At 58.4% G+C, this 19,222-nt stretch carries 17 protein-coding genes; 6 read left to right on the plus strand and 11 right to left on the minus strand.

Annotated features, from left to right (window positions below; genetic code table 11):
- Positions 1 to 233 precede the first annotated feature (233 nt).
- Together guaB and H4P12_RS03765 are read left to right on the plus strand one after the other, a co-directional pair.
- Positions 234 to 1,682, plus strand: a complete 1,449-nt coding sequence (guaB, locus tag H4P12_RS03760; RefSeq protein WP_187792234.1) for an IMP dehydrogenase — start codon at positions 234 to 236, stop codon at positions 1,680 to 1,682.
- 664 nt (positions 1,683 to 2,346) lie between these two features.
- Positions 2,347 to 2,940: a sugar transferase gene (locus H4P12_RS03765; protein ID WP_246448833.1), complete on the plus strand. Its 594-nt coding sequence runs from the start codon at positions 2,347 to 2,349 to the stop codon at positions 2,938 to 2,940.
- 37 nt (positions 2,941 to 2,977) lie between these two features.
- Here H4P12_RS03765 and H4P12_RS03770 read toward each other — a convergent pair whose 3' ends face one another.
- From H4P12_RS03770 to pobA, 11 genes are all read right to left on the minus strand, one after another.
- A complete protein-coding gene (locus H4P12_RS03770; protein ID WP_187792236.1) occupies positions 2,978 to 3,727 on the minus strand; it encodes a WecB/TagA/CpsF family glycosyltransferase in 750 nt (249 codons plus the stop codon).
- Between the two features lie 118 nt (positions 3,728 to 3,845).
- Positions 3,846 to 5,165, minus strand: a complete 1,320-nt coding sequence (locus tag H4P12_RS03775; protein WP_187792237.1) for a TRAP transporter large permease — start codon at positions 5,163 to 5,165, stop codon at positions 3,846 to 3,848.
- Positions 5,162 to 5,683, minus strand: a complete 522-nt coding sequence (locus H4P12_RS03780) for a TRAP transporter small permease (RefSeq protein ID WP_187792238.1) — start codon at positions 5,681 to 5,683, stop codon at positions 5,162 to 5,164. The genes H4P12_RS03775 and H4P12_RS03780 overlap by 4 nt, the downstream gene beginning before the upstream one ends.
- A gap of 2 nt (positions 5,684 to 5,685) precedes the next feature.
- Entirely contained in the window at positions 5,686 to 6,711 is a 1,026-nt protein-coding gene (locus tag H4P12_RS03785) for a TRAP transporter substrate-binding protein (RefSeq protein WP_187792239.1), read from the minus strand.
- Positions 6,712 to 6,734: 23 nt separating this feature from the next.
- Positions 6,735 to 8,015, minus strand: a complete 1,281-nt coding sequence (locus tag H4P12_RS03790; protein ID WP_187792240.1) for a lyase family protein — start codon at positions 8,013 to 8,015, stop codon at positions 6,735 to 6,737.
- A complete protein-coding gene (locus H4P12_RS03795; protein WP_187792241.1) occupies positions 8,012 to 8,845 on the minus strand; it encodes a 3-oxoadipate:acetyl-CoA acetyltransferase in 834 nt (277 codons plus the stop codon). Before H4P12_RS03795 ends, H4P12_RS03790 begins: the two co-directional genes overlap by 4 nt.
- A 7-nt stretch (positions 8,846 to 8,852) precedes the next feature.
- Positions 8,853 to 9,473 (minus strand): protocatechuate 3,4-dioxygenase subunit alpha, encoded by a 621-nt coding sequence (gene pcaG / locus H4P12_RS03800; protein ID WP_187792242.1) that lies wholly within the window; start codon positions 9,471 to 9,473, stop codon positions 8,853 to 8,855.
- 1 nt (position 9,474) lies between these two features.
- Positions 9,475 to 10,218 (minus strand): protocatechuate 3,4-dioxygenase subunit beta, encoded by a 744-nt coding sequence (gene pcaH, locus H4P12_RS03805; protein ID WP_187792243.1) that lies wholly within the window; start codon positions 10,216 to 10,218, stop codon positions 9,475 to 9,477.
- Positions 10,215 to 10,595, minus strand: coding sequence for a 4-carboxymuconolactone decarboxylase (gene pcaC / locus H4P12_RS03810; protein WP_187792244.1), 381 nt, complete (start codon positions 10,593 to 10,595; stop codon positions 10,215 to 10,217). The genes pcaH and pcaC overlap by 4 nt, the downstream gene beginning before the upstream one ends.
- Positions 10,588 to 11,376: a 3-oxoadipate enol-lactonase gene (gene pcaD, locus H4P12_RS03815; RefSeq protein ID WP_187792245.1), complete on the minus strand. Its 789-nt coding sequence runs from the start codon at positions 11,374 to 11,376 to the stop codon at positions 10,588 to 10,590. Before pcaD ends, pcaC begins: the two co-directional genes overlap by 8 nt.
- Positions 11,376 to 12,545: a 4-hydroxybenzoate 3-monooxygenase gene (pobA, locus tag H4P12_RS03820; RefSeq protein ID WP_187792246.1), complete on the minus strand. Its 1,170-nt coding sequence runs from the start codon at positions 12,543 to 12,545 to the stop codon at positions 11,376 to 11,378. Before pobA ends, pcaD begins: the two co-directional genes overlap by 1 nt.
- Positions 12,546 to 12,634: 89 nt before the next feature.
- Between pobA and pcaQ the strand changes: the two genes are divergently transcribed.
- The 4 genes from pcaQ (at position 12,635) to H4P12_RS03840 (ending at position 19,141) form a co-directional block, all read left to right on the plus strand.
- The gene (gene pcaQ, locus H4P12_RS03825; protein WP_187792247.1) at positions 12,635 to 13,570 is read left to right on the plus strand and encodes a pca operon transcription factor PcaQ; all 936 of its coding nucleotides are present in this window, start codon (positions 12,635 to 12,637) and stop codon (positions 13,568 to 13,570) included.
- 157 nt (positions 13,571 to 13,727) lie between these two features.
- Positions 13,728 to 14,996, plus strand: a complete 1,269-nt coding sequence (locus H4P12_RS03830) for an efflux RND transporter periplasmic adaptor subunit (protein WP_187792248.1) — start codon at positions 13,728 to 13,730, stop codon at positions 14,994 to 14,996.
- Positions 14,997 to 15,036: 40 nt separating this feature from the next.
- Positions 15,037 to 18,165 carry an efflux RND transporter permease subunit gene (locus H4P12_RS03835; RefSeq protein WP_187792249.1) on the plus strand — a complete coding sequence of 1,043 codons (3,129 nt, stop codon included), beginning with the start codon at positions 15,037 to 15,039 and terminating at the stop codon, positions 18,163 to 18,165.
- An 88-nt stretch (positions 18,166 to 18,253) separates the two neighbouring features.
- Positions 18,254 to 19,141, plus strand: coding sequence for a LysR family transcriptional regulator (locus H4P12_RS03840; protein WP_187792250.1), 888 nt, complete (start codon positions 18,254 to 18,256; stop codon positions 19,139 to 19,141).
- The last annotated feature ends 81 nt before the right edge of the window (positions 19,142 to 19,222 follow it).

Below are 19,222 nucleotides of genomic sequence, written 5' to 3' on the forward strand. Positions count from 1 at the left end.
CTTATGACCTAATGAAGTCAGGATATCGTGAACAAACGTCAAATCAATTGAATCTACAATGTTACCTAACGTCGCCAGACCGTTACCTGCGGCAGCGTGCTTTCAGCGCAACGGTCGACATGTGCAGAATAAGCAAGTGATGGTTGTGAAGAAAGCATAGCTGCGCTCTGGACAAAATCGTCGGCGCGTGAAAGGGGAAACTGCCAAACGAAATTGCCGCAAGGAACCCCGCCATGCAGATTCGTGAGGCTCTCACATTCGACGACGTTCTATTGGTCCCGGCCGCTTCGACGGTCATGCCGTCCACCGCGGACGTCACCACACGCGTCACCAGATCCATCCAGATGAATATCCCGCTGCTGTCCTCGGCCATGGATACGGTCACGGAAAGCCGGATGGCGATTGCGCTGGCCCAGGCGGGGGGCATGGGCGTGATCCACCGCAACCTGACGGCCGAACAGCAGGCGGATGAGGTTCGACGCGTCAAGCGGTTCGAATCCGGGATCGTTTATAACCCTATCACTCTGCACCCCGAACAGACCGTGGCTGACGCCAAGGCATTACAGGCGCGTTATAACGTGACAGGCTTTCCGGTCGTGGATCATGCGGGCCGGGTGTTGGGCATCCTGACCAATCGCGACATGCGGTTCGCCAGCGATGACAAGACGCCGGTCAGCGCGCTGATGACCGATGACAATCTGGCGTTGCTGATCGAGCCTGCGGACCGTCAGCAAGCCATCAGCCTGATGAAGGAACGGCGGATCGAAAAGCTGCTGGTCACGGACGGGCAGGGCAAATTGACAGGGTTGTTGACGTTGAAAGATACCGAAATGTCGGTGCTGAACCCGCTGGCCTGCAAAGATGATCTGGGGCGTCTGCGTGTCGCCGCAGCCTCAACCGTTGGCGATGAGGGTTTCGAGCGCAGTCAGGCCCTGATCGAAGCTGGCGTCGACATGGTGGTGATCGACACCGCGCACGGCCATTCAGCCGGCGTCGCCAAGGCGGTCGAACGGGTCAAGGCATTCTCGAACGAAGTTCAGGTCGTGGCCGGGAATGTCGCCACAGCCGAGGGAACGCGGGCGTTGATCGACGCAGGTGCGGATGCGGTAAAAGTTGGGATCGGTCCGGGCAGCATCTGCACCACGCGCATCGTGGCTGGTGTCGGCGTGCCGCAACTGACCGCCATCATGGACGCTGCCGGGGCGGCAGGAGATACGCCGGTAATTGCGGATGGTGGCATCAAGTTTTCGGGTGATTTTGCCAAGGCGATTGCAGCCGGCGCCAGCTGCGCGATGGTTGGCAGCGCGATTGCAGGCACCGATGAATCACCGGGCGAAGTGATCCTGTATCAGGGCCGCAGCTTCAAATCCTATCGAGGGATGGGCAGCCTTGGCGCGATGGCGCGTGGTTCTGCTGACCGCTACTTCCAGAAAGATGCCGCGACCGACAAGCTGGTGCCGGAAGGGATTGAAGGGCAGGTGCCCTATAAAGGCCCGGCAGGCACGGTGATCCATCAGTTGGTCGGTGGCCTGCGTGCCGCAATGGGTTATACCGGCTGCGCCACGGTCGAAGAAATGCGCAAAAACTGTCAGTTCGTGCGCATCACCGGAGCAGGCCTGAAAGAAAGCCATGTCCACGACGTGCAGATCACGAGGGAGAGCCCCAACTATCGTCTTGGCTAATAAGTGTGTTCTTTTTCCGCCCAAAACCCGTCGCGATCGCGGCGGGTTATTGTTTTGCGAAAAATACCAAAAAAGTCTTTATCTGCGGGATATTGCAGATTGTGAAAGAGTTCGATGCCTGAAGTGAAGCGCGGGCATGTGGGGATTCCGGGCTTTTGATAATGCGACGATATAGCCGTCATCGGTTAACTAACATATGGCAAACAATGTAAAAATTTGGAAATCACAAATTTTACTCGGGATTTTTCAGCCCGCTGCGATTCGGACGAAACAGTGCCGGATCGCCTGGTCAGGATGAAACTCAACCGACAGTTGCTCTGCTTCGTTTCAGGTAATCGGTAAGATTGTCCTTTTGAATGTATTTAATGAAAAATTCTGATTTTATTCTCCAATTAGATAAAAATTTACCTATCTCGCAGCGCACCAGTAGTGGTAATGTCGTCGGGTAAGAGGACTTCATCGTTCGGCTTGACTTGGAAGTAATCCGAAGCGTCGCGTGATCGACGCCGTGGGGTGGGCTAGAACCGGCCAGTTGCTTCACCGTGAAGTGTTTGTTTAGTAGTGAATGTAGGCGATTATGGCTTTTGAGACTCACACCGCTGCGTTGGTTCATGCATCGGACAGCAAACCAAAAAAATCATCGAATCCTAGGCTTTATCGCCGCATGTTCAAGCGTCCTGTGGATATATTGCTTGTCGTGTTGGCATCGCCTGTATTCGTTCCTGTCGTTCTGGTCTTGGCTTTGCTTGTCTGGATGCGCGACCGTCGCAATCCATTCTATTCCCAGCTGCGCATCGGGCGTGGCGGCAACAGCTATCGCATGTGGAAGCTGCGGACGATGGTGGTTGATGCCGACGCGCATCTGAACGCCTATCTGGAAAGCAACCCCGAAGCGCGTGACGAATGGGAACGGACGCAAAAGCTGCGTCATGATCCACGCATTACGGTTTTTGGCCGCATTCTGCGGGCTACCTCGTTGGACGAACTGCCGCAACTGTGGAATGTCGCCACGGGTGATATGAGCCTTGTCGGACCGCGTCCCATGCTCCCGGAACAAGAGGCGATGTATGCCGGTGATGGCTATTATCGCCTGCGCCCGGGGATTACCGGTTTCTGGCAGATCGCTGGCCGCAACCGCACAACCTTCGCTGCCCGGGCCTGGTATGACGACCAGTATGAGCGCGAATTGAGCATGTCGCGCGATGTGGTCATCCTGATGCAGACCGTTCGCGTGGTTTTGACGCGCACCGGTTGCTGATCGTTAAAATCTGATTGGCAGTTTCATCAGCGGCGCTTCAGCGCCGCTGTTTTATTGCGGCCATCGCCTCGGATGGCAGGATGGCAAAGCATTTCGCGTATCGCGGCACCAGTCGACCGGGCGCCGACAGCATCCGCCAAGCCCATTCCATTGCGATCTTGCGGACCCATTCGGGGGCGCGGTTTTGATTGCCGGCCAGAAAATCCAAACCCGCGCCAACTGATGCGAAACCCACCGAAGGCGCTTCGATCCGGCCACGAGCAGCCAGCCGTTCCTGTTTTGGAGCACCAAGGGCAAGAAAGCACAACCGCGCACCACTTGCTTCGACCTGATGAAGGATGCGGCGCGCATCTTCGCTGTCAGGATCAAACCCCATCGGCGGGGCAATCCTGGTGACAATTTTCAGATTCGGAACTTGTGATTGAAGGCTTGCAGCGGCGGCCTCAAGCGCGGCGTCGGTCGTGCCGAGCAACGCGACTGGCATGGCTTCATCCGCGGCCAGTTTCGTCAGCGGCAGCACAAGATCCGATCCGGGCACCAGAGCGACAGGCTTTTCTGCCAGTTTTGACAGCCAGACAATCGGGTTGCCGTCGGCAACGATCAGATCCTGACGGCTGTATGCGTCAAGAAAAGCCGGATCGCTGCGCAGTTTGACCAGATGATCCAGATTGATCGTCGCCAATGCAAACCCTTCGCCAGACCGAAATCTGCGCTTCACCTCGGTCAGCAATACTGGCTGGTCGGGCATGTTCACGTTGATGGTTTTGCCGTCAAAGGTGAAATTCATGGCGAAACGATACTCATTGGCTACGGGAAACAGGCCGGTCCTGCCGACGACCTGTCTGTAGCAGAATGGCCCGCCCCGGCAACAGGACGGGCCATCATTTCAGCGCGAGGACAGGCGGCTACCCCAATAGCCGCACCAGCCACAGCGAGATGAACGGGAACAGGACCAGCAGCACGATACGGATCAGGTCACTGATCAGGAAGGGCAGCACCCCGCGGAAGCTTTCCCACATCGGCACATCCCTCGCCATGCCGTTGATGACAAAGACGTTCATCCCGACGGGCGGGGTGATCAGCCCAACCTCGACCACGACCACGGCCAGGATTCCGAACCAGATCAAGGTATCTTCACGCGACATGCCGTAATCCAGCCCGCCGATGATCGGATAGAAGATCGGGATCGTCAGCAACAGCATGGACATTGAATCCATGACGCAACCAAGCGCCATATACAGCAACAGGATAGCCGCCAGAATCAGCATCGGCGACATACCGGAATTCTGGATCGTCTGGGCCGCCAGCATCGGTGTCTGTGTCTGAGCAAGAAAGGCGTTGAAGGTTTCCGCGCCCAGCATGATCAGGAAGATCATCGCCGATGTCGTGGCCGTTCCCCGCAGGCATTCCATCAACCCTTTCAGCCGCATTCCGCCGTGAAAAACGGCCAGAACGCCAGCGCCGAATGCACCAACGGCCGCAGCCTCGGTCGGGGTGAACCAACCGCGATACATGCCGACGATGACCAGCGTGAAAATCAGGATGATGGTCCATGTCTCGCGCAGCGCAATCAGACGGCCTGCCCAATCCACGCGTGGACCGGCGGGGCCTTCCTCGGGGTGGCGCCGCACGAATACCGCGATGGCAAGCATATAACCAACAGCGGCCAGAACCCCCGGCACCATGGCAGCCACGAACATCTTGGGAATGCTTTGTTCGGCCATAAGGGCGTAAAGCACCAAGATGACCGATGGCGGGATCAGAATGCCCAATGTCCCGCCTGCCGCAAGCGAACCTGTAGCCAGTGCGCCGCTGTAATTATAGCGGCGCATCTCGGGCAGGGCGACCTGACCCATGGTTGCCGCAGTTGCCAGCGAACTGCCACAGATCGCGCCAAAGGCCGCACAGCCGCCGATCGACGCCATGGCAAGGCCGCCTTTGCGGTGACCCAGAAAGGCGGCCGCCGTGCGATACAATGCGCGGCTCATTCCCGCATGGGTCGCGAATTCACCCATCAGAACAAACAGCGGAATGACCGACAGCGAATAGGTCGAGAATTGATAGAAAGCCGATGTTTTCAGGAAGGCCAGCAAGGGGGCCATGCCAGTATACAGCCCGTAGCCTCCAATCCCGACCGCCAGCATCGCCACCCCAATCGGGACGCGCAGAAACATCATGGCCAGCAGAACAGCGAAACCCGTAAGCCCGGCGGCAATGCCGGTCATACTCGCGCCATCCTGATATGTCCGATCATCGTTGCGGTGCATGTCGCGACCAGCAATGCCATGGCCGGGATGATCGCGATGAAGCTATACCAGACGGGGATTCGCAAAACCATGGTCTGCTCGGCATAGCTGCGCATCTCGGTCGCGCCATGATACATCCGCCACAACAGCAGCGCCGCGATCAACAGATAGATCAGATCGCCAATCGCCTCTAGCAGATGGTTCGTTCTGGCCGAGGATTTCTGGGTGAAAAAATCGACCAGCACATTGCCGCCATTGACCTGACACCAGGGCAGAAAGCAGAAAATCGCGATCGCGCTGCCCAGTTCAACCATCTCGTAATCGCCAGGTATGGGTTTACCGATGACGCCGCGCAGCGTCACGCTGGCAACCGTCATCAACATCAGCGCCAACAGGGTGATGCCGCCAATACCGGCGAATACCCCGCACAGCTTCGCAAGCCACCCCGGAACCGGGACGGCTTTTGAATGTTCGGTTATGATATCGGCATCGGCCATGCTTATTCGCCCTGCGCCTTGGTCAGCATTGCACGGGCGTCATCGACAATCGCCTGACCGTCATGACCGGAATCCGTCATCGCCTTGATCCAATTGTCGATCACCGGCTGCGAGGCATCTTTCCATTCGCCCAGCTGGTCTTCTGAAATGACGGTAATATTCGCGCCCGCATCAATGGCTTTCTGCCGCTCGGCGGTTTCCGCCTCATCCAGCACCTGACCGGCCAACGCGGCCAGCGTTGCACCCGAATTGTCGTCGATCACCTTTTTCAGATCATCGGGCAGACTGTCATACTTGGCCTTGTTCATGACCAGCGCCATGACGGACGTGGAAAGGCCGCCATTTTCCCGACCAAATTCGGTATGTTCCTTGGTTACTTCCTCCAGACGGAGAGAGCCGAAGACCTCCCACGGAATGACGGCCCCGTCGATGACGCCTGTCGTGATCGACTGGGTCACTTCAGGGACCGGCATGCCGACAGCCGTCGCACCAAGCGCGGCCAGGCCATCGGTCATCGTGCGCGACGGCGCGCGAACTTTCAGCCCTTTCAGATCAGCCATGGCGGCGACCGGCTTATCCCGCATGTGGAATTTATAGCTGGCGGGCGCATGCAGCATCAGCGGATGCACTTCACCCAGTTCGTCAGCCAGATATTTGACCTGAAATTCCTGCAATGCAGCGGTGGTTTCAGTCGCCGTGCCGGACAGGAAGGGAAGCTCGAACACCTCGGAAATCGGGAAGCGGCCCGGCGTATACCCCAGCAAGGTCCAACTGACATCGACAATACCATCGCGGGCCTGATCGAATAGCTGCGGTGGTTTGCCCCCCAACTGCATCGAAGGGAACAATTGCACATCGATGCGCCCGCCGGATTGTTCTTCAACCAGCTTTTCCCACGGCTGCAACACGCCCACATGGATCGGCGCGTCAGCCGACAGGAAGTGGTGGACGCGCAAGGTGACCTCTTGCGCCGAGGCGGCTGCGGTCAAGGTCAGTGTCGCGACCGTTGCAAGCAAAATTTTCTTCATTGTTTATCCTCCCAGGGTTCTTCTTAGCTTTTGGCCTGCCTTACGGCGTCGCCAAGGTTGTTTTCTGGCGCAAGTATCCTTGGCCAATCGTGATCAGGCGCCAGCTCTTCCAATGCGGACGAAAGATTTTTGACGCGACCGTCGTTCATATTTTTCAACGCACTGGCCACAATTTTTAAAGCTTCTTCACGCGACATGAAGCGCGTCAGATAAAAGCCCGCGGCCTCGGCCAGCATCGCGCCTTTATCCTGTGCAAAGCTGGCGTCGATATTCATCGCTTTCGGCTTCAGCGTTTCCGCCAGATTCTGGGCCAAGCGAAGGGCGGCGCCGGTGCGGATCACCATGTCAGGCAAAATTTGCCACTCGATCGCCAATGCGCTTCCATCCCGTTCCTGCGCATGGACCATCGCCTGATGTAATGTGCCGACAGCACCCGCGTTCAGCCGCGCCAACGTGACCAAAGCTTCTGCCATCACCGGGTTCGATTTCTGTGGCATGGTCGAGGAACCGCCGCCAGAACCAGCTGAAACCTCGGAAATTTCGGATTGGCCCAACAGGATCAGATCGGTGCCGATCTTGCCCAAACTGCCCGTCAGCAGGGCCAGCCAACCGCCAAGTTCAACAATACCGTCCCGCGCGGCATGCCAAGGCACCATTGGCGAACCAAGGTCCAGGTCGGCGGCCACACCGGCCCGAACGTCGGGCATCTTGGGCGCCAGCGCCGCGCCGGTTCCGGCCGCGCCGTAGAATGACACGTTCAGCAGACGCGGGCGAAGCTGTTCCAGCCGTTCTAATCCGCGCCGCAGCGGTGCCCGCCAGACCGCGATTTTTGCGCCCAGCGTTGTTGGCGCGGCGATCTGAAACCGGGTCCGGGCGGGAATGGCCGCGTCCGAAAACTCATGCGCTTTCTGACCCAGTGTGATTTCCAATGCCATCAGCCGCGATTCAAGAATGACCAATGCGTCGCGTAGTTGCAGGACCAGTCCGGTGTCCTGAATGTCCTGCGACGTGGCGCCGAAATGCGCCCATTGCCCATTGTCGCCACAGGCGCTTTTCAACGCCCCCACCAACGCCTGCGCTGCAATCCCGGCTTTGGCGGTGGCAGCCAGCAGGTCAAACGGCGCGGGTGTCAGCGAATTGGCAGTATCGGCGATGGCATTTGCTGCATCCAGCGGGATGAGGCCCATGCGTGCCTGAACCTGCGCCAGCGAGGCTTCAACCGCCAGCATCGCCGAAAGCTGGGCTTTCGGGCCCATGATTTCCGCCAGTTCGGTATCGCTGAACAGCCCGTCGGTCAGGTTCATGCGGCACGCAGCGCCAGAATGTCGCGTGCCTGTTGCCATGTCGCGACCGGGCGTTCGTATTTGTCGCACAGATCCACGACCCGTTTGACCAGCGCGGCATTGGACGCAGCCAATGTATCGCGATCGATGCGAACGTTATCCTCCAGACCGGTCCGCGCGTGACCGCCCGCAGAAACTGCCCAGTCGTTCAGGACGATCTGGTTTCGACCAATCCCCGCAGCGCACCATGGCGTGTCGTCGCCGAACAGCCGCCGCACCGTCTTGATGTAATAGTCGAAAACCTCGCGATCCGCAGGCATGGCATTCTTGACGCCCATGACGAATTGCACATAGGGGCGATCCTTGATCCGTCCGTCTTCATACATTTTTGCAGCTTGAAGAATGTGAGACAGATCAAATGCTTCGATCTCGGGCTTCACGTCGTAGATGCGCATTTCGCTGGCCAGCCAATCGACAAGATCCGGTGGGTTTTCATAGACGCGCGTCGGGAAGTTATTCGACCCGACGGACAGGGACGCCATATCCGGGCGCAGCGGTAACATTCCGCCACGGGTCTGACCTGCACCAGATCGGCCACCCGTCGAAAGCTGCACGATCAGGCCGGGGCAATGCTTTTCCAGACCTTCCTTCAGCGCGGCGAAGCGGTCGGGGTCGCTGGTCGCTTTGCCGTCATCGTCTCGGACGTGGCAATGGGCAATGGTTGCACCCGCCTCGAACGCCTCATGCGTCGACTCGATCTGTTCGCTGACGGTGATCGGGACAGCCGGGTTGTTTTCCTTGGTCGGCAGGGATCCGGTGATGGCTACGCAGATAATGCAGGGATTTGTCATTGTTGCCTCAGATGTCAAAAAACACGGTTTCATCATCGCCTTGCAGGCGAATGTCGAAGCGATAGACAGGCTTGCCGTCCCGTTCGGATCGTTTGGCAATCAGGGTCGCACGGCGTTTTTCCCATTCGATCAGGTTGATCACCGGGTCGGTGGCGTTTGCCTCGGCCTCATCGTCGAAATACATCCGTGTATTCAGGCCGATATTGATGCCACGCGCGACGATCCACAGGTTAAGATGCGGCGCCATCATGCGGCCATTTCGGCCCATCACAGGCCCCGGCTTGATCGTATCAAAGGCCCATTCGCCGGTTTCGAAATCGGTGATCACACGACCCCAGCCACGAAAGCCGTCCTCGACCGGGCCACCGCCGTCGGGATGGGCGTAATGACCATTCGCATTGGCCTGCCAAACCTCTAGCAGCACGTCTTTGACGGGGCTACCGATACCGTCGATCACCACCCCTTCGACGCGGATACGTTCACCTGTGGCGTTCGGGCCTGCGATATCCCATCCAAGCTCTTGTTCATAAATATCAAAACCAGCTGCACCGGGAGCAAGGCCGATATGGACATAGGGGCCAGCCGTCTGGGATGCGGATTCGCGGAGATAGTCCAGTTTCTGTGGCATCTCAGTTTCCCTCCAGCCGGTTCTCGAACAGGGTCGAGCGGCGTCCGCGCAGCACAATGTCGAACTTATAAGCGATTGAATCCAGAGGTATGGTTGAGTTCAGATCCAGTTTGGCGATCAACTGTTCAATCGCATCCGGGTCAGGAATGGTTTTGACGATGGGGCAAAGCGGGATCAGGGGATCACCCTCGAAATACAGCTGCGTGATCAGGCGCTGCACGAAGCCCGACCCAAAGACCGAGACATGGATATGCGCGGGCCTCCAGTTGTTGACCCAGTTGCGCCACGGATAGGCGCCAGGCTTGATGGTGCGAAAGAAGTAATAGCCGTTTTCGTCGGTGATGGTACGCCCGCAACCGCCAAAATTCGGGTCCAGCGCGCCCAGATAATTGTCTTTCTTGTGACGATACCGACCGCTGGCATTGGCCTGCCATATCTCGACCAGGGTATTCCTGACAGGGTGGGCATTTTCATCCAGCACCCGACCGTGAACGATGATCCTTTCGCCAACCGGATCGCCCGCCTTGGCATAATTGCTGATCAGATCGTTATCGACAGGGTCAATGTCATTGTGGCCGAAAACCGGGCCGGTCATCTCGCTGATCGAGTTTTGCAGCGAAATCATGGAATAGCGCGGGCTGCGTGCGACCGATGTCTTGTAATCCGGGGTCAGGGCAGGCGGATGCAAACGCCGGTCACGCTGATAAAATTCGGCCTCGCTCTTTGGCTTGGTTTCCTGGCTCATTCTTCAGATTCCATTTCGGCATAGGTTTGCTTTGCCAATTTCAAAGCATGGTTGGCCTTGGGCACGCCCGCATATATGGCGACATGCTGAAACGCTTCCTGCACATCCTGCTTACTGGCGCCGGTCCGGGCGGTCGCACGGATATGCATTGGAATTTCCTCAAAATTTCCTGTCGCGGCCAACAGTGCCAGCGTCAACATGGATCGTTCGCGGCGGCTGATACCGTCGCCGGCCCAAACCGTCCCCCATGCAGAATTTGTAATAAGATCCTGAAACGGTGCATCAAATTCCGTCTTGAGGGATTCCGCGTGATCAACATGCGCGTCACCAAGCACCTGACGGCGGACGGACATTCCAAGATCATAGCGGTCAGACATGGCCAATCTCCTTGAAAAAGCGGATGAGGATGGCGGCATGGGCTTCGGGTGCCTCGACACAGGGAATATGTCCCGCGCCATGAACGATATCCATGCGCGCCCCCGGAATAAGTTCGGCGGTCTCTTGCACGATCTGGGGAGGGGTCGATCCGTCCAGATCACCGGCGATCAATTGCACCGGCAGGCTAAGTTTTGCACTGCTGCTGCGCAAATCGGCGGCGGCAATGGCCTCGCAACAGGCCGCGTAGCCGTTTAGCGGCTGACGTTCCAACATCCGCTGCCAAGGGGCTGCATGTCCACTTGCGCGGAAAGCCGGAGAAAACCAGCGCTCCATTGTCGTCGCGCCAATGCTTGCCAGCCCATTGGCGCGGATGGCGGCGACACGGTCGCGCCACATCTGGGCATCACCGATCTTGGCCGCGCTGTTGGAAATCACCAGCCCGCGCAGAAGATCGCCATGACGTGCCGCCAACGATTGTCCGATCAACCCGCCGATCGACAAACCTACGAAGACGACATCACGCAGTTGCAGATGCAGGATAAGCCCGGCCGCGTCGTCCGCAAGCTGCTCGATCGTATAAGGGCCAGAGGTTTCTTCGGACAAACCATGGCCACGCTTATCATAGCGGACGATCCGCAATCCCGCGGGCAGATGCGGCAAAAACGTATCCCAAACCCGAAAATCTGTGCCAAGCGAATTGGCGAACATCACCACCGGGCCGTCCTTTGGCCCCTGATCGGCGTAATGCAGATCGGCGTTGTTGATCCGTGCATGTTCCATCAGTATGGCAACCCCACATAGTTTTCTGCAAATGCCTGTTGTTGCGAGGAATTGTCGCGCAGAAAGGCAATCTCGGCTTGCTGCATCTTCAGGTCGAAGGGGCTTTGATGCGGATAGCGATGCAGCAGACTGCTGAACCACCAGCTGAACCGTTCCGCTTTCCACACCCGCAGCAAGGCGCGTTCAGAATAGCGTTCAATGCCTTCGTTGTCCTGATCCAGATAATGCTGAACCAGCCCCTGATACAGGTAGTGAACGTCACTGGCCGCAGTGTTCAGTCCCTTGGCCCCGGTCGGCGGCACGATATGAGCCGCGTCCCCACACAGAAACAGGCGTCCCCATCTCATCGGTTCGGTCACAAAGGACCGCAGCGGAGCGATGGATTTTTCAATGGTCGGGCCGGTGACAAGATGTCCGGCAACCTCTTCGGGCAGGCGGCGTTTCAGTTCCGACCAGAAAGCCGCATCGGTCCAATCCTCGGGGTGATCGGACAGGGCGCATTGCACGTAATAGCGCGACAGGTTTTCGTTCCGCATCGAACAAAGCGCGAAGCCGCGATCGGAATTGGCATAGATCAATTCGTCATTCACGGGTGGGGTGCGCGATAGCACGCCCAGCCAGCCAAATGGATAGGTCTTTTCATATTCGCGCCGAACGCTCAGCGGGATCGCCTGACGGCTGACGCCGTGAAATCCGTCACAGCCCGCGATGAAATCGCAATCAATGCGATGGCTTTCGCCGTGCTGGTCATAGGTCACATAGGGGTGGTTGCTGTCGGCGTCATGGATCACGACGTGATCGACGTTGAATTCGGTGCGGGCACCAACGGCCTCGCGGGCGTCATACAGGTCGCGCGTCACCTCGGTCTGGCCGTAAACGATAACGGGTTTTCCGGTCAGCGCCTTGAAATCAAGATGGAACATTTCGCCACCAAATGCGATCTGTGTGCCATCATGGACATAGCCTTCGCGGTGCAGCCTGTCTGCTACGCCGGCTTCCTCCATCAGCGACACCAGCCCGGTTTCCAGAACACCGGCGCGGATACGTCCCAGAACGTAATCGCGGGTTTTACGCTCCAGCACGACGGCGTCGATGCCGCGCTTATGCAAAAGCTGACCCAGCAAAAGCCCCGACGGGCCGCCGCCGACGATCACGACTTGATGGCGCATGCAGATAATCCTCCTACGCGGAATGTTGCATATGGAAATAAATCAGTAAAATGAGATAATCGGTTCGATAGTTATCAAAATGGGAAACTATGGATCGCCGCATCAAGATACGCCATCTGCAGGCTTTCACCGAGATTGTCCGCCGGAACAGTATGAAACAGGCCGCTAAACGCATGTTTCTGACACAACCGGCCATTTCGCGGACCTTGTCAGAGCTTGAGGAGATCGTGGGCGCGCAATTGCTGACCCGTGATCGGGGGGGCATTGGGCTGACGCCGCAGGGGGAGTTTTTCCTGAACTACGCCCAGACCAGCCTGTCGGCGTTAGAGCAGGGGTTGGCTGGGATCGAGCAGGCCGGTCGTGAAGGCGCGATGCAGTTGCGGGTCGGGGCTTTGCCCTCGGTCGCGGCGCGCCTGATGCCCGAAGCTGTATCAGAGGTGGCCCGGATCGCGGCTGAATTACGGTTGACCATTGCCGATGGTTCGCACGGACATCTGACGGGTATGCTGCGGGCAGGGCAGCTTGATCTGGTTATCGGACGTCTGGGCGAGCCGGAAACGATGCGCGATCTTAGTTTCACCCAATTGTATCTGGAAGAAGTCGCGGTTGTCGTTCGCCCCGGCCACCCGATCCTTGACGACCCCGATCTGCGCCGCATCGTCGATTGGCCCGTGATCTATCCCGCCCCCTGGGCCGCGATCCGGCCATTTGTCGAACGAATGCTGATCACGCATCAGGTGCCGATGCCGCCCCGCCGAATTGAAACCGTTTCAGGGGCGTTTGGCCGCGTTCATACAAGGCGCAGTGACGCGGTCTGGTTCATTTCGGCCGGGGTGGTCGCGCGTGAGGTCGCCGAGGGATTGTTGGTCCGTCTGCCCATCGCCACCGATCTGACCGAAGGGCCCGTTGGGTTGATGAGACGTGCAGATGCGCCCGAATCTGCGGCCTCACAAATCTTTGTGCAGGCGGTGAGGCGGTCGATTGAACTTTTGGGACTTTCTGACCGCGATTCCGCTGCGGACTAGACCCATATCATTGAAAAGACAGAGTTGTCCGCGCAGTTTCCAGCGCGTCGCGGGAAGAGGTTGTTCTTCATTTAACTTGACGTTAGCGTGACCACCATGCGTTGTCGCCCGCTGCGGCTCAATGCCAAAAGAGTTTTCATCCAGACGGGCGGACAGCATGACCACGCTGACTCGGATCTATGTATTTGCTGGCCTGATGTCAGCGTTTGTAGCTGCTGGACAGGCCACGGCACAGGGGCAGGAAGGCGAAGCACCGCCGCCTCCGCCGGTGACCGTGGTGACGCTGAAAGCGGAAGATGTGACGCTGACATCGAGTCTGCCGGGCCGCGTTGTCGCGCAGTCCGAGGCGAATTTACGCCCTCAGGTCAGCGGCCTGATCATCGAACGCCTGTTCGAGGAGGGCCGTCAGGTGACCGAGGGGGATCCGCTTTACCGGATCGATCCCCGCACATACGAAGCTGCCGTCGCGCAGGCGCAAGCCGCCCTGGCACAAGCCGAGGCCGCGGCTGCAGCAGCCCGTCGCGAAGCCACGCGGGCCGAAACCTTGCGTGATCGCCGTGTCACCAGTGAACAGGCGCAGGATGCAGCAATTGCCGCGCGGGATGCCGCAGATGCGGCGGTCGAAGCTGCGAAAGCCCAATTGCTGGCCGCGAATATTGATCTGGACCGCACGACGATTACAGCACCGATCGATGGCGTCATCGGTCTGGCCCAAGCCAGCGCAGGTGCGCTTGTGACCGCTGGTCAGGCCGAATCTTTGGCGGTGATCCGCAAGATTGACCCGGTGCGTGTGGATGTGACCCAGTCGGCGGCCGATATCATCCGCTGGCAGCGTCAGGGCCCCGAGGCTGCTTTGCCAGCGGGGGGGGATCGGACCGTATCGTTGCGTCTGGCGGATGGCAGTATTTATGAACATACGGGTTCGCTGACCGGGGCCGAGCCTCATGTGAACGAAACCACAGGTGTGGTGACACTGCGGGTTGAATTTGAAAACCCCGAAGGCTTTCTGCTGCCCGGCATGTATGTGCAGGCTGAAATTCCGCAGGCGCAGCTGCCGGATGCAATCCTTGCTCCACAGGAAGGTGTCACCCGTGACCGTCGGGGACGTCCGGTCGCGATGGTTGTGAATGACCAGAACATGGTTGAAGAACGCCAACTGGATATTGTTCAGGACCGCGGCAATCGATGGATCGTCAAGGAAGGTCTGAACGACGGCGACCGTCTGATCGTCGAAGGACTTCAGCGCATTGGTCCCGGCATGCAGGTCACCCCTGAAGAGCAGGCTGAAACACCTGCAGCCGACGCACCTGCGGCGGAACCTGCTGCGCCGGCCGCCGAAGGCGAAGCACCCGCGACTGAGGGTGAAGCCGCCGCCGCCGAAGGCCAGCAACAACCCGAGGATCAGCCCGAAGCGTCGGGGAACTGATCCGTCCAATATTTAACGCGCGACTGACAAGAGACTGATCATGGCACGTTTCTTTATCGACCGACCCGTTTTCGCCTGGGTGATCTCGATCCTGATCATGGGGATCGGGATTTTGTCGATCATGACATTGCCGATTGCGCAATATCCGCAAATCGCCCCGCCATCGGTTTCGGTCAGCGCCACCTATCCGGGCGCGTCGGCAGAGACGGTTTCCAATACGGTGACGCAGATCATCGAACAGGAAATGACCGGGCTGGATGGCTTGCGCTATATGTCCTCGAGTTCCACCTCGGCGGGGACATCCTCGACCACGCTGACGTTCGAGACAGGCACCGACGCCGACATCGCGCAGGTTCAGGTGCAGAACAAGCTGTCACAGGCGACCGCGTTGTTGCCCGAAGAGGTGCAAAGACAAGGGATCACAGTCGAAAAAGCCTCATCCAGCTTCCTGATGGTGATTGGTCTTATCGGGGATGAGAATTACGATCAGACCGACCTTTCGGATTATATGGTATCAAACCTTGTGGATGATATCAGCCGGATCGAAGGCATCGGCAGCGTCGAGGTGTTTGGCGCCCAATATGCGATGCGCATCTGGCTGGATCCGTCCAAACTGGCCGCATATGAGATTTCGCCATCGGACGTGGTTGGTGCGGTGTCGGCTCAGAACACCCAGATTTCGGCAGGTGCGTTCGGCACCTTGCCCACGGTTCCGGGGCAACAGCTGAATGCGACCGTTACCGCGCAATCGCTGTTGTCGACGCCCGATGATTTCCGCCAGATCGTTATTCGCGCCGAAGAAGACGGCGGCCTGGTTCTGCTGCAGGACGTTGCGCGGATCGAGATCGGGGCAGAAAACTACGCGACTGACGCAACCTATAACGGACGTCCGGCAACGGGGATGGCGCTTAGCCTTGCACCGGGCGCAAACGCGCTGGACACGGCCGAACTGGTCAAAGAACGCATGGTCGAATTCGCGGAATTTTTCCCCGAAGGCATGGATTATGTGATCCCCTTCGATACCTCTCCCTTCGTGGAAATTTCGATTGAAGAGGTGGTCAAGACGCTGATCGAGGCCATCGTGCTGGTGTTCCTGGTCATGTATCTGTTCCTGCAGAACTGGCGCGCGACGCTGATCCCGACGCTGGCCGTGCCGATCGTTCTGCTGGGCACGTTCGGGATCATGGCGATGTTCGGCTTTACCATCAACACGCTGACCATGCTGGCCATGGTGCTGGCCATCGGCCTGCTGGTCGATGACGCCATCGTCGTGGTCGAAAACGTCGAGCGGATCATGGAAGATGAGGGGTTACAGCCGCGCGATGCGACCCGCAAATCCATGGGTCAGATTACCGGTGCGCTAATCGGCATCGCGCTGGTGCTGTCTGCGGTGTTCGTGCCAATGGCGTTCTTCCCCGGCTCGACCGGCGTGATCTATCAGCAATTCGCCATCACCATTGTGTCGGCCATGGGGCTTTCCGTGGTGGTCGCGCTGACCCTGACACCCGCGCTGTGCGCATCCTTGCTGAAAGCCAAGGGGCATGGTGAAAAGCGCGGCTTCTTTGGCCTGTTCAACCGCAATTTCGACAGGGTTTCGGACGGATACACCGGGCTTGTCGGCTGGCTGGTGCGCCGGCCCCTGCGGACATTGGTGGTGTATGGAGTCATGGGCGCGGTGATGGTGCTGTTGTTCCTGCGCACACCAGAAGGCTTCCTGCCGGATGAAGATCAGGGGATCATGTTCGTTCTGGTGCAAGGCCCGACGGGGGCAACGACCGAGCGCACGGCCGCCGTGATCGACCAGATCGAAGACTACTTCATGACGCAGGAAAAGGACTCGGTCGAATCCATGTTCGGTGTCGCCGGGTTCAGTTTCTCGGGGATGGGGCAGAACGTGGGCATGGCGTTCGTGCGGTTGAAGGACTGGGATCAACGTCCCGATCCGTCGCAATCGGTGCAGGCCATTGCGGGCAGGGCATTCCCGGCCCTGAGCGGCATTCGCGATGCCATGGTTTTCCCGATCGTCCCGCCGTCGGTCATTGAATTGGGCAACGTGTCCGGCTTTGACTTCTATCTGCAGGCGCGGGGCGGTCAGTCGCATGAACAATTGCTGGATGCGCGCAATCAGTTGATGGGCATGGCGTCACAAAGCCCGCTGATCGCGCAAATCATGCCCTCAGGGCTGGAAGATGCGGCGCAATACCGTCTGAATATCGACTGGCGTGAAGCGGGTGCGATGTCGGTGACGGCGACCGACGTGGCCAACTTGCTGCAGATCGCGTGGACCGGGGCTTATGTGAATGACTTCATCGACCGGGGCCGCATCAAAAAGGTTTATGTGCAGGGCGAGGCGGATTCCCGGGCCGTGCCCAGCGATTTTGAAAAATGGCGCGTGCGGAATGCTGGTGGGGAATTGGTGCCCTTTTCGAACTTTGCGAAGGGCGAATGGACTTACGGACCGCAGGGCCTGAACCGCTATAACGGTATTCCGGCGATGCAGATTCAGGGCGGCCCGATTCCGGGCGTCAGTTCGGGCGAAGCGATGAACGAGATGGAGAACCTGGCAAGCCAGTTGCCGCAGGGGTTCGACATCGCATGGACGGGTCTTTCGCTGGAGGAACAATCCTCGGGCGATCAAACGACCCTGCTTTATACCCTGTCGCTGGCAGCCGTGTTCCTGTGTCTGGCGGCGCTGTATGAAAGCTGGTCAATCCCGCTTGCGGTTATTCTGGTCATGCCCATTGGTATCCTGGGCGCACTGATCGGGGCTTTTCTTGGCAAATTCGACAATGGCGTCTTCTTCCAGGTTGGCCTGCTGACGGTGATCGGTCTGACCGGCAAGAACGCCATTCTGATCGTGGAATTTGCCCGTGAACAGTCCGAGTCTGGGGTGCCGCTCTATCGCGCCGTGGTCGAGGCTGCGCGCCAGCGTTTCCGCCCGATCATCATGACCTCGATTGCCTTCTCTCTGGGGGTTCTGCCGCTGGTATTGTCCACTGGCGCGGGTGCGAATGGCCGGAACGCAATCGGCGCGACCGTGCTGAGCGGGACTTTGGCGGCGACGGCATTCGGTATCCTGTTCGCGCCGCTGTTCTATGTGTTGATGCGCCGCCTGTTGGGACGTGGCGACAAATACGAGGATGAACCGGAAACAGCACCCACGACATAAGTCGGGTTCAGATCACAATCATGGCGCAGCCTTCGTTTGAAAGCTGCGCCATTTCTGTTTTGATGCAGAGATCAGGAGAGTGCGGCAGATGATCGACAAGTTGGAAATGTTTCTGGCCGTTGCCAAAGAGCAGCATTTTGGTCGTGCTGCTGCCAGCCTTGGAATTACGCAACCAACGCTGTCAGCCGGGATCAAGCAGCTTGAGGATCAACTGGGTGTCCTTTTGATCTTTCGCGGATCGCGATTTGGCGGCCTGACGCCAGAAGGCAAGATTGCCCTGAACTGGGCGCGGCGCATCGTCGGGGATAGTCGGCAACTGCGCGAAGAAATGCGTGCCACGCGTCACGGCCTGACCGGTCAATTGCGGATCGCCGCCATTCCAACCGCGCTGACATGGGCCGCACGTCTGTCGGCCCGGTTTGGGCAGCGTCACCCCAATGTCAGCTTCACCATCATGTCCAAAACCTCGATCGAGATTCTGCAAATGCTGGACGATCTGGATGTCGATGCGGGAATTTCCTATCTGGACAATGAACCGCTGGGCAAGGTCAGCACTGTTTCGCTTTATGAAGAGCGTTACATGCTGGTCTGCGATCCGGCATCGGCTTTCGCGGAACATCAGCAAGTCGGCTGGGCAGACCTGAACGGCTGCCGTTTATGCCTGCTGTCGACGAATATGCAGAACCGACGGATCATCAATCGCAATCTGGCAAATGCAGGCGTGACCCCTCAGGTTGCGGTCGAATCCGCCTCGACGGTCGTGCTGGTCGCGCATGTGATGGAAGGAGGTTGGCTGACCATTCTGCCAGAAGATATCGCGCGCTTTCTGACGCAGGGTAAGGATCTGCGGCTGATCCCGATGCAGGACGGTGGCGCGGGGCACAGCGTCGGCCTGGTCGCGCCGTGGAGAGAGCCACATACACCCGTTCTGGACGCATTGTTGACCGAGGCGCGGCGGATGGTTTCTGATAGATAATTTCTATCATCCAACGAAACAACGATATTGATTTCGTATCGTTGCGGTTGTTTTCTTTGTGGTGGAATTTAGTGAAAGGCC

It is taken from the genome of Paracoccus amoyensis (assembly GCF_014490725.1).
GTDB classification, from domain to species: Bacteria; Pseudomonadota; Alphaproteobacteria; order Rhodobacterales; family Rhodobacteraceae; genus Paracoccus; species Paracoccus amoyensis.

What these genes read in the sequence shown, in the direction of transcription:
- pcaD (WP_187792245.1), bottom strand. Translation starts at nt 11,376, where the DNA reads ATGGAACATGCACGGATCAACAACGCCGATCTGCATTACGCCGATCAG.
- H4P12_RS03840 (WP_187792250.1), top strand. Translation starts at nt 18,254, where the DNA reads ATGATCGACAAGTTGGAAATGTTTCTGGCCGTTGCCAAAGAGCAGCAT.
- H4P12_RS03835 (WP_187792249.1), top strand. Translation starts at nt 15,037, where the DNA reads ATGGCACGTTTCTTTATCGACCGACCCGTTTTCGCCTGGGTGATCTCG.
- pobA (WP_187792246.1), bottom strand. Translation starts at nt 12,545, where the DNA reads ATGCGCCATCAAGTCGTGATCGTCGGCGGCGGCCCGTCGGGGCTTTTG.
- pcaQ (WP_187792247.1), top strand. Translation starts at nt 12,635, where the DNA reads ATGGATCGCCGCATCAAGATACGCCATCTGCAGGCTTTCACCGAGATT.
- pcaC (WP_187792244.1), bottom strand. Translation starts at nt 10,595, where the DNA reads ATGTCTGACCGCTATGATCTTGGAATGTCCGTCCGCCGTCAGGTGCTT.
- H4P12_RS03770 (WP_187792236.1), bottom strand. Translation starts at nt 3,727, where the DNA reads ATGAATTTCACCTTTGACGGCAAAACCATCAACGTGAACATGCCCGAC.
- H4P12_RS03830 (WP_187792248.1), top strand. Translation starts at nt 13,728, where the DNA reads ATGACCACGCTGACTCGGATCTATGTATTTGCTGGCCTGATGTCAGCG.
- H4P12_RS03795 (WP_187792241.1), bottom strand. Translation starts at nt 8,845, where the DNA reads ATGACAAATCCCTGCATTATCTGCGTAGCCATCACCGGATCCCTGCCG.
- H4P12_RS03765 (WP_246448833.1), top strand. Translation starts at nt 2,347, where the DNA reads ATGTTCAAGCGTCCTGTGGATATATTGCTTGTCGTGTTGGCATCGCCT.
- pcaH (WP_187792243.1), bottom strand. Translation starts at nt 10,218, where the DNA reads ATGAGCCAGGAAACCAAGCCAAAGAGCGAGGCCGAATTTTATCAGCGT.
- H4P12_RS03790 (WP_187792240.1), bottom strand. Translation starts at nt 8,015, where the DNA reads ATGAACCTGACCGACGGGCTGTTCAGCGATACCGAACTGGCGGAAATC.
- pcaG (WP_187792242.1), bottom strand. Translation starts at nt 9,473, where the DNA reads ATGCCACAGAAACTGGACTATCTCCGCGAATCCGCATCCCAGACGGCT.
- H4P12_RS03780 (WP_187792238.1), bottom strand. Translation starts at nt 5,683, where the DNA reads ATGGCCGATGCCGATATCATAACCGAACATTCAAAAGCCGTCCCGGTT.
- guaB (WP_187792234.1), top strand. Translation starts at nt 234, where the DNA reads ATGCAGATTCGTGAGGCTCTCACATTCGACGACGTTCTATTGGTCCCG.
- H4P12_RS03775 (WP_187792237.1), bottom strand. Translation starts at nt 5,165, where the DNA reads ATGACCGGCATTGCCGCCGGGCTTACGGGTTTCGCTGTTCTGCTGGCC.
- H4P12_RS03785 (WP_187792239.1), bottom strand. Translation starts at nt 6,711, where the DNA reads ATGAAGAAAATTTTGCTTGCAACGGTCGCGACACTGACCTTGACCGCA.